At 68.7% G+C, this 7315-nt stretch carries 10 protein-coding genes; 7 read left to right on the forward strand and 3 right to left on the reverse strand.

Annotated elements, in window-relative coordinates; translation table 11 throughout:
* From BEN49_RS08785 to BEN49_RS08795, 3 genes are all read left to right on the forward strand, one after another.
* A partial coding sequence (locus BEN49_RS08785; protein WP_262490189.1) for an MATE family efflux transporter occupies window positions 1–481 on the forward strand: 481 nt, incomplete at its 5' end.
* Complete coding sequence (locus BEN49_RS08790) at window positions 424–720, forward strand: hypothetical protein (protein WP_125916653.1); 297 nt, start codon at window positions 424–426, stop codon at window positions 718–720. The genes BEN49_RS08785 and BEN49_RS08790, both read left to right, overlap by 58 nt.
* Before the next feature lie 230 nt (window positions 721–950).
* On the forward strand, window positions 951–1514 hold the full coding sequence (locus BEN49_RS08795; RefSeq protein WP_158022804.1) for a DUF922 domain-containing protein: 564 nt from the start codon (window positions 951–953) through the stop codon (window positions 1512–1514).
* A gap of 98 nt (window positions 1515–1612) precedes the next feature.
* On the opposite strand, the gene BEN49_RS08800 is transcribed toward BEN49_RS08795, so the two are convergent.
* Together BEN49_RS08800 and BEN49_RS08805 are read right to left on the reverse strand one after the other, a co-directional pair.
* Window positions 1613–1957, reverse strand: a complete 345-nt coding sequence (locus BEN49_RS08800) for a tRNA-binding protein (protein ID WP_070742659.1) — start codon at window positions 1955–1957, stop codon at window positions 1613–1615.
* 7 nt (window positions 1958–1964) lie between these two features.
* The gene (locus BEN49_RS08805; RefSeq protein WP_070742660.1) at window positions 1965–2369 is read right to left on the reverse strand and encodes a DUF4296 domain-containing protein; all 405 of its coding nucleotides are present in this window, start codon (window positions 2367–2369) and stop codon (window positions 1965–1967) included.
* A gap of 37 nt (window positions 2370–2406) precedes the next feature.
* Here BEN49_RS08805 and BEN49_RS08810 point away from each other — a divergent pair, with 37 nt between their 5' ends.
* The 4 genes from BEN49_RS08810 to BEN49_RS08820 all read left to right on the forward strand — a co-directional run bounded on the left by BEN49_RS08810 (window position 2407) and on the right by BEN49_RS08820 (window position 5531).
* Window positions 2407–3309: a DUF58 domain-containing protein gene (locus BEN49_RS08810; RefSeq protein ID WP_070742661.1), complete on the forward strand. Its 903-nt coding sequence runs from the start codon at window positions 2407–2409 to the stop codon at window positions 3307–3309.
* Window positions 3302–4483, forward strand: coding sequence for a hypothetical protein (locus BEN49_RS29440; protein WP_239691878.1), 1182 nt, complete (start codon window positions 3302–3304; stop codon window positions 4481–4483). Before BEN49_RS08810 ends, BEN49_RS29440 begins: the two co-directional genes overlap by 8 nt.
* The gene (locus BEN49_RS08815) at window positions 4390–4677 is read left to right on the forward strand and encodes a Dabb family protein (protein WP_239691879.1); all 288 of its coding nucleotides are present in this window, start codon (window positions 4390–4392) and stop codon (window positions 4675–4677) included. Before BEN49_RS29440 ends, BEN49_RS08815 begins: the two co-directional genes overlap by 94 nt.
* A gap of 203 nt (window positions 4678–4880) precedes the next feature.
* The gene (locus BEN49_RS08820) at window positions 4881–5531 is read left to right on the forward strand and encodes an MOSC domain-containing protein (protein WP_070742663.1); all 651 of its coding nucleotides are present in this window, start codon (window positions 4881–4883) and stop codon (window positions 5529–5531) included.
* A 19-nt stretch (window positions 5532–5550) separates the two neighbouring features.
* Here the strand turns inward: BEN49_RS08820 and BEN49_RS08825 are convergent, their stop codons facing one another.
* Entirely contained in the window at window positions 5551–7275 is a 1725-nt protein-coding gene (locus tag BEN49_RS08825) for a GH39 family glycosyl hydrolase (protein ID WP_070742664.1), read from the reverse strand.
* Between the last annotated feature and the right edge of the window lie 40 nt (window positions 7276–7315).

Genomic DNA, 7315 nt, shown 5'->3' on the forward strand with positions numbered 1-7315 from the left:
GCGGCCGAGTGGCTGCGGCCCACGCGGCGGCCCTGCGCCGCCTGGTGGCGCTGGGGGCCCCATCGGCAGCCAGATGATGTTCGAGATGGGCGCCTTCGCCTTTTCGGCCCTGATGATTGGCTGGCTGGGCGCGGTGCCCCAGGCCGCCCACCAAATCGCCATCAACGTGGCGGGCGTGACGTACATGGCGGCCAGCGGCATTGCGGCGGCGGCCACCATCCGGGTGGGCCACCTGCGCGGGGCCGGCGACGCGGCCGGGGCCCGGCAGGCGGGCGTGGCGGCCTACTGGCTGGCGTTTGGCTTCATGAGCAGCATGGGGGTGGTGCTGGTGCTGGCCCGCCACCTGGTACCGCAGCTCTACAACCACGACCCCGCCGTGCTGGCCCAGGCGCCACGCTGCTGCTCATCGCGGCCGGCTTCCAGGTGTCTGATGGGCTGCAAGTGGTGGGCCTGGGGGCCCTGCGCGGGCTGGAAGACGTGAAGGTGCCCTCGCTGGTGGCCCTGCTGGCCTACTGGGCCGTGGCGCTGCCGCTGGGCTACTATTTGGGCTTCCACCTGCACCTGGGGGCCCCGGGCGTGTGGGCGGGGCTGCTGCTGGGCCTCACCATCGTGGCCGGGGTGCTGCTGCTGCGCTTCCGCCGCGAAACTGCCCCCGGGGCCCCCATGCACGCCGGCCCCACCCCGCTGCCGCTGCCCGAAGCGGAGTTGCTGAAAGCGTAGCGCTGGCAGTAGCGTGGACGCTGCAAGTCCGCGCGGTTGAACGGCCACCGAACGATGTAGTAGAATGTAGCGCGGACTTTGTAGTCCGCGGCGCTCGCTTCGTCCTACCGATTAATCGTGCAGCGACCGTTCAAAGCCGCGGACTACAGAGTCGCGCTACAGATCGGGCCACGCACTTTTCGGGCCCGGTTGTTGTTTTGGCGGCCTTCCAATTGATGGTTTATTTCGCTATGCGCACTACTTTTTTAGGATTTGCTTTATTGCTGATGGGGCCCCTGGCGGCCACCGCCCAGGCCCCCGCCAAACCCGCCGCAGCCAAGCCGGCGGGCATTGCCTGGGCCGCCAACCGGCCCCTCACGTGGGCCGATTTCCAGGGCCGGCCGAAGTTTGGCGAGCCCGAGGCGGCCCTTACCTCGGCCGATTTGCTGTCGGGGGCCAAGTGCCTCGATTTCGTGTTTTCGGCCACCGTCACGCCCACCTTCGACCCCAGCACCTCGTGGGTACGCGACGCCAAATCGTCGTCGCCCGCGCTGCTGCGCCACGAGCAGCTGCACTTCGACCTGACGGAGGTGTACGCCCGCCGCCTGCGCCAGAAGCTCAAAACCGCCAACCTCGACTGCCAGAAGCTGCAACCCGCCTTCAGCCGCCTCACCCAGGTGGTGTACGACCAGTGGAGCGACGAGGAAAACCGCTACGACATCGACACCAACCACGGCCTGAACGCCGTCAAGCAAGCCGTGTGGGAGAAGAAAGTGCAGCAGCAACTGGCCGAACTGGCGGCATTTGCTTCGTAGAGCTGTTGCACCAAAAGGCCCTGTGGGGGTCTCGTGAGGTTCCACAGGCATGGCGGCCTGGGGGCCCCATTGACAACAGACAACTAGCAACTGCCCCCCTACACCAAGCGGCTCCCGTTGGGCACGGGGGCGGCCACGGCGGCCAGCACGATGTGCCCGTCGGCGTCGGCGAAGCCCGTGACGAGGACTTCGGACATGAACTTGCCGATTTGCTTGGGTGGGAAGTTGACCACGGCCAGCACCTGGCGGCCTACCAGGTCGGCGGGGGCGTAGTGGTGCGTGATTTGGGCGCTGGAGTTTTTCAGGCCGATTTCGGGGCCGAAGTCGATGCGCAGCTGGTAGGCCGGGCGGCGGGCTTCGGGAAAAGCGCGGGCCTCCACGACGGTGCCCACGCGCAAATCGACGCGGGTAAATTCCTCCCAACTAAGCGCGGCGGCGGGCATGGCGGGGCTAATTGGTGTGGCCGATGGACGGGCCGAAGCGGGGGTTGGTGGGGTCGAGGCGCTTCACGCGGTGCTCCAGCGAGTCCACCACAACGACGTAAATCTCGTCGAGGTCCTTGCCGTGCACGCCGTAGTAGCGCACGCTGTGCTGAAACGACGAATCCGTCATGCGGTGGGTGCGGAACACGTTTTTCTGCTGCGACAGGAACAGGGCGCGGGCCGAGTCGGGCTTGAGGGCCGCGTTTTCCACCCGCGCTTCGAGCAAGTGCAAGTCGATGAGGGCCCCCACCAGCTGGGGGCGGGGCACGAGGTCGGCGGGGCGCAGGGGTTCTTCGGGGCGCTGGCAGGCGGGCAGGGCCCCGGCGATGGCCAGGGCCCCGGCCAGCAGCCAGGGGCGGCAGCGGCGGTTCATGGGGCCCAAGTTACGCCCCGGGCGTAGCTTCGCCGCCATGAACCCCGCCGCCCCCTCGGCCCTCACCGACCTGGTGCGCCGCCTGCGCCACCTCGAAATCCGCATCCGCCGGGCCGTTGAGGCGCAGGTGCAGGGCAACGCGCGCTCCATCCTCAAGGGCACGGGGCTGGAGTTCGACGACGTGCGCCTCTACCAGTACGGCGACGAGGTGCGGGCCATCGACTGGGCGGTGAGCAGCAAGGGCCACGGCACGTTCGTGAAAACCTACAAGGAAGAAAAGGAGCAGCAGTCGCTGGTGCTGCTCGACGTGAGCGCCTCGCTCGACGCCGGGCCGGCTGCGCGCCGCAAGCTCGACCTGGGCCGCGACATTGCCGGGCTGCTGGCCCTGTCGGCGGCCCGCCAAAACATCCCGCTGGGCCTGCTGGCGTTTTCCGACCAGAAGGAGCTGTACCTGCCCCCGGCCAAGGGCATGCGCGGGGCCTACACCCTGGTGCAGCGGCTGTTTGCGCTGGTACCCCGGGGCCGCCACACGGCGGTGGGCGCGGCCATCCGGCAGGCGCTGGGGCTGCTCACGCACCGCACCCTGGTGGTGGTCATCTCCGACTTTTTGGACCAGCACTACGAGCGCGAAATTGCGCTGCTGGCCCGCCGCCACGACCTGATCATCATCCAGGTGCACACCCCGCGCGAGCAGCAGCTGCCGCGCCTGGGCATTGTGCCCCTGCGCGACGCCGAAACCGGGGCCACCCGCTGGGTGAACACCTCGGCCCCGGGCTTCCGGGCGCGTTACGCCGCCGGGGCCCAGCAGCACGCCGCCCACCTGGCCGCCCTGTGCCGCCGCCACCGCGCCAGCTACCTGGCCCTGAGCACCGAAGAAGACTTTGTGCCGCCGCTGGTGGCCCTGATTCGCCAACGCAACCGCGCCGGGGCCCGTGGCTAGAGCGCGCGCGCAATTGGGCCCCCAGGCGCTGGCCGGGGCCCTGGGGGCCCTGCTGCTGGCTGGCCCGGCGGCGGCCCAGGGCCCCGGGGCTGACCGGCCGCAGGGGCGCTTTTTGCAGCCCACCACGCGCATCGGCCAGCCGCTCGACTACGAGCTGAGCTACCGGCACGACCCGGCCGAGGAAGTGGTGTTCCCCGATTCGCTGGCCGGCTTCGCACCGTTTGAGTACGCCGGGCGCAGCTACTCGCCCACCGTTACGCGCCAGGGCCGCAGCCTCGACCGGGCGGTGTATCACCTGCGCACGTTTTCGCTGGCCCCGGTGCAAACCCTGGCCCTGCCCGTGGCCGTGCTCAGCGGCGCCGATACCCTGACGCTGCGCCCGCCCCTGGCCAGCGTGCGCGTGCTGCTCTCGGCCCCCGCCGCGGCGCTGGCCCCGGGGGCGGGGCCCCCAGCCCTGCGCGCGGCCACGGCCCTGGCGCCGGTGCCGCCGCTGTTCAACTACCCCTACTGGCTGGCCGGTACCGGGGCCCTGCTGCTGGGGCTGGCGGGCGGGGCGGCGCTGTTTCGGCGGGGGCTGCGGCGGCGCTACGATGCCTACAAGCGGCGCAAAAACCACCGCTACTTCCTGGCCCAGTTTGCGCGCCACGCCGAGCGGTTCACGCTCTCGCAGTCGGCGGCCAACGTGGAGCGCGCCGTGGCCCTGTGGAAAAACTACCTCGCCGGCCTCGAAAACAACGCCCTCAACTCCTTCACCACCCGCGAGATTGTGGACTACTTCGGCCACGACGACGACGTGCGCCGCGGCCTAGCCACCACCGACCAGGTGATTTACGGCAACGGTCTGCCCGACGACGACGGCGACGAAATCGAGCGCGCCTTCCAGCGCCTGCGCGTGTTTGCCGAGCACCGCTACGGCCGTGCTGGCGCAGCAGGTTGGAGGTTAACCAGGCGAAATTGGCCAGCCCGGGGCCCTATCTTTCGGGGGTCCAGAACGACAGCTTCTGCCCTACCAAACGCTTCACCGCCTTTCCTCGCCCCATGCCCGCCCCCGCCACGCCCGAAGTTTTTGTACACCACGTTTTGTTCTACCTGCCCGCAACGGCTACCGATGCCGACCGGGCCGGGCTCCTCGAAGGACTGCAAAAAATGCGGGCCATTCCGGCCATCCAGCTGATGCACATTGGTACGCCCGCCGCCACCGACCGCGCCGTCATCGACCGGGCGTATGCCTTCTCCTTGCTGTGCCTGTTCGCCAGCGCGGCCGACGAGCAGATTTACCAGCACCACCCACTACACGACGACTTTCGGAATGAGTGCGCGCAATACTGGGAAAAAGTCGTGATTTACGACGCGGTGAGCGCAGCGTAATCAAGAAGCTGTTCGAGGCAGTGATTCGAAACGGGGTGGTCCGGCGACTTTTTCTGTCGTCGGACCACTCTTACGATTGCCCGAAGCCACTGTTCTTTAGCAAGAGTGGCCCGACGAAGCCCTTCGGGTAATTCGCCGGACCACCCCATTTTGTGCCACCGCCTTACCCTCCGCTATTACGCCGGCCTCTTTCCCACCATTCTATGCAGCTTCTCTCCGTCAACATCGGCTTGCCCCAAGACGTGGAATGGCGCGGCCAAACCGTGCGCACCAGCATTTTTAAGCGGCCCGCGGCGGGGCCGGTGGCCGTGCTGGCCGAGCACCTGGCCGGCGACGGGCAGGCCGATTTGCGCGTGCACGGGGGCCCCGACAAGGCCGTGTACGCCTACCCGCACGAGCACTACGCCTACTGGCAGCAGCACCTGCCACCCGCGCTGCTGGTGCCGGGCGCATTTGGCGAGAACTTGACCACCAGCGGCTTGCTCGAAAGTGCCGTGCCCGTGGGAGCCCACTACCGCGTGGGCACCGCCGTGCTGATGGCCGTGCAGCCCCGCCGCCCCTGCGCGAAGCTGGGCATCCGCCTGAACGACCCCAGCATGGTCCGGCGCTTCGAGGAGGCGCGGCGCAGCGGCGTCTATTTCCGGGTAGTACGGGAGGGAACCATCCAGGCCGGCGACGCCTTCACGCGCCTCGAGCCCGGGGCCCCCGGGGACGTTACCATCCAGGACATGGTAGACAGCAATGCCTTGCCCGACAAGGACTTCACCAAAATTGAAGCCATGCTCCGGCTGCCCAACCTCTCGCCTTCATGGCGCGCGCGGCTCGAACAAATGCTGGTTGCCAGCGGCCGCTGAAACCCCGGCCGCCGGGGCCCTACCAGCTCAGGCGCAGCAGCGACACGCCCTGGCGGGGCAGCGCAAAGTGCAGCACGGCCTGGCCGTTTTGGGTGCTTACCCAGGCCGGGGCGGCCAGCAGGGGCAGCTGCCCAGCCTGCTCCAGGGCGGCTTGCTGGGGCCCCGACACCTGCTGAGGCGAGCCCAGGGCCTGCCAAGCGGCGTAGGCGTTGCCGTGCGCGGCATCCACGCGGTAGTGCTGCACCAGGGCGCGGGCGGCGGGCAGGCTGCGCAGGGTGAGGGCAATTTCGGCGGGCGGGGCGGGCAGGTCGTCGTTGTGGTAGTTCCAGACGAGCACGCTGGCGGTGCGGCCGCCGGCGTCGGCGGTGGCCAGGGCCCCCACGTCGGAGCGCTGGCTTTGGGCCTGGGCCCGGATGTCGGCCACGGCCAGGGCCCCGGGGTTGGCCACGGCCACGCGCGGGCCGCTCATCAGGCCCAGCATCCGGAACACGTTGAGCACGGGCTTGTCGACGCCGTGGGTGGCCAAATCGCGGAAGCCAGCGAACCAGGGCTGGTTTTCAAACTCGAAGGCCCAGCTCACGGCCCCGGCCAAATTCACCTGGTACTGCTCGGCCAGGGCGTAGAGGCGGCCGTAGGCGGCGGCCGTGTAGCTGGCGAACAGGGGGCCGTTGCGGTAGGCGTTTTCGGGGTTGGTTTGCACGCCGCAGGCGGCGCAGCCCTCGGGGTCGTTTTCGCCCAGGATGACCGGCAGGTGGCGCATCGTGGGGAACGAGGCCACAATTTTGAAGCCTTCCTCGATGTCGCCGAACTGGGCCCCCATGTTCATCCGCACGTGGCCGTCCACCACCTTCGGGGCCCCCTTGGCGTGGAAGGAAATGTAGTCGAGCCGGGTGCCGGTGGCGCCGGTCACGTAGTTTTTGCCACTCACGCAATGTTCCAGAAAACCGCGCAGGTAGGCGGCGGCCTTGTCCCAGCCGGGGCCGGTGGTTTCGGGGCCGCCCAGCACGGCGGCGGGCAGGGCGCGGTGCACGGCGGCCTCGGTGTAGTCGAAGAGTTGGTAATATTCCTCGGGCGTACCCTGCCAATAGCCGATGTTGGGCTCGTTCCAAAGCTCCCAGCGCCAGGTTTTCACCTCGGCCTCGCCGTAGCGGGCCACGCTGTGCCGCACCCATTGGTACACCAGCTCGCCCCACTTCTTGTAGTCTTTCGGCGGGTAGGCCCAGCCGGTGAAGATGGTCTTGTAGGACTGGTCCGGGGCCCATTGGTGGCGGTAGGGCACGGGGTGCGTGGAGAGGGCCTCGGGCATGAACCCAAGCTGGGCAATGGGCCGCATCCCCCGCTGGATGTAGGTGTCAAAAATGCGGTCCACGATGGTCCAGTCGTACACCGGGCGGCCTTTTTTGTCCTCGGTGTAAGCGTTGGTCGAGCCCCACTTCAGGGCCGCCGTGCCGTCGCCGGTGGTCAGCAGGTTGTGCACCCGCACGTACACGGGCCCCGGGCTGAGGGCGGCCAGCTCCGAGAGCAGCTTCTGGCCGTCGGGCATGTAGGTGTAGTTGGGTTCGTCGTAGCCGAAATAGGCCCACAGCGGCGGCATGGGCCCCACGGGCCGGGCCAAATCGACGCCAATGGCCACCGGGGGCCCCAGCGCGGGGCTTGGTGCAACACTTGGTGCGGACTGGGACTGCGCCGCGGGGGCCGCCAGGGCCAGCAGCCCGCCGGCCAGGTACGAAAGGAAGGAGCGCATACGGGTGGAATATGAAGCAGTGGGGCCCCGGCCACGCACC

The organism is Hymenobacter coccineus, assembly GCF_001816125.1.
GTDB lineage: Bacteria > Bacteroidota > Bacteroidia > Cytophagales > Hymenobacteraceae > Hymenobacter > Hymenobacter coccineus.

Excerpts from the sequence above, each read along its gene's own strand:
- BEN49_RS08820 (WP_070742663.1), top strand. The coding sequence starts at position 4,881 with ATGCAGCTTCTCTCCGTCAACATCGGCTTGCCCCAAGACGTGGAATGG.
- BEN49_RS08800 (WP_070742659.1), bottom strand. The coding sequence starts at position 1,957 with ATGCCCGCCGCCGCGCTTAGTTGGGAGGAATTTACCCGCGTCGATTTG.
- BEN49_RS08825 (WP_070742664.1), bottom strand. The coding sequence starts at position 7,275 with ATGCGCTCCTTCCTTTCGTACCTGGCCGGCGGGCTGCTGGCCCTGGCG.
- BEN49_RS08795 (WP_158022804.1), top strand. The coding sequence starts at position 951 with ATGCGCACTACTTTTTTAGGATTTGCTTTATTGCTGATGGGGCCCCTG.
- BEN49_RS08810 (WP_070742661.1), top strand. The coding sequence starts at position 2,407 with ATGAACCCCGCCGCCCCCTCGGCCCTCACCGACCTGGTGCGCCGCCTG.
- BEN49_RS08805 (WP_070742660.1), bottom strand. The coding sequence starts at position 2,369 with ATGAACCGCCGCTGCCGCCCCTGGCTGCTGGCCGGGGCCCTGGCCATC.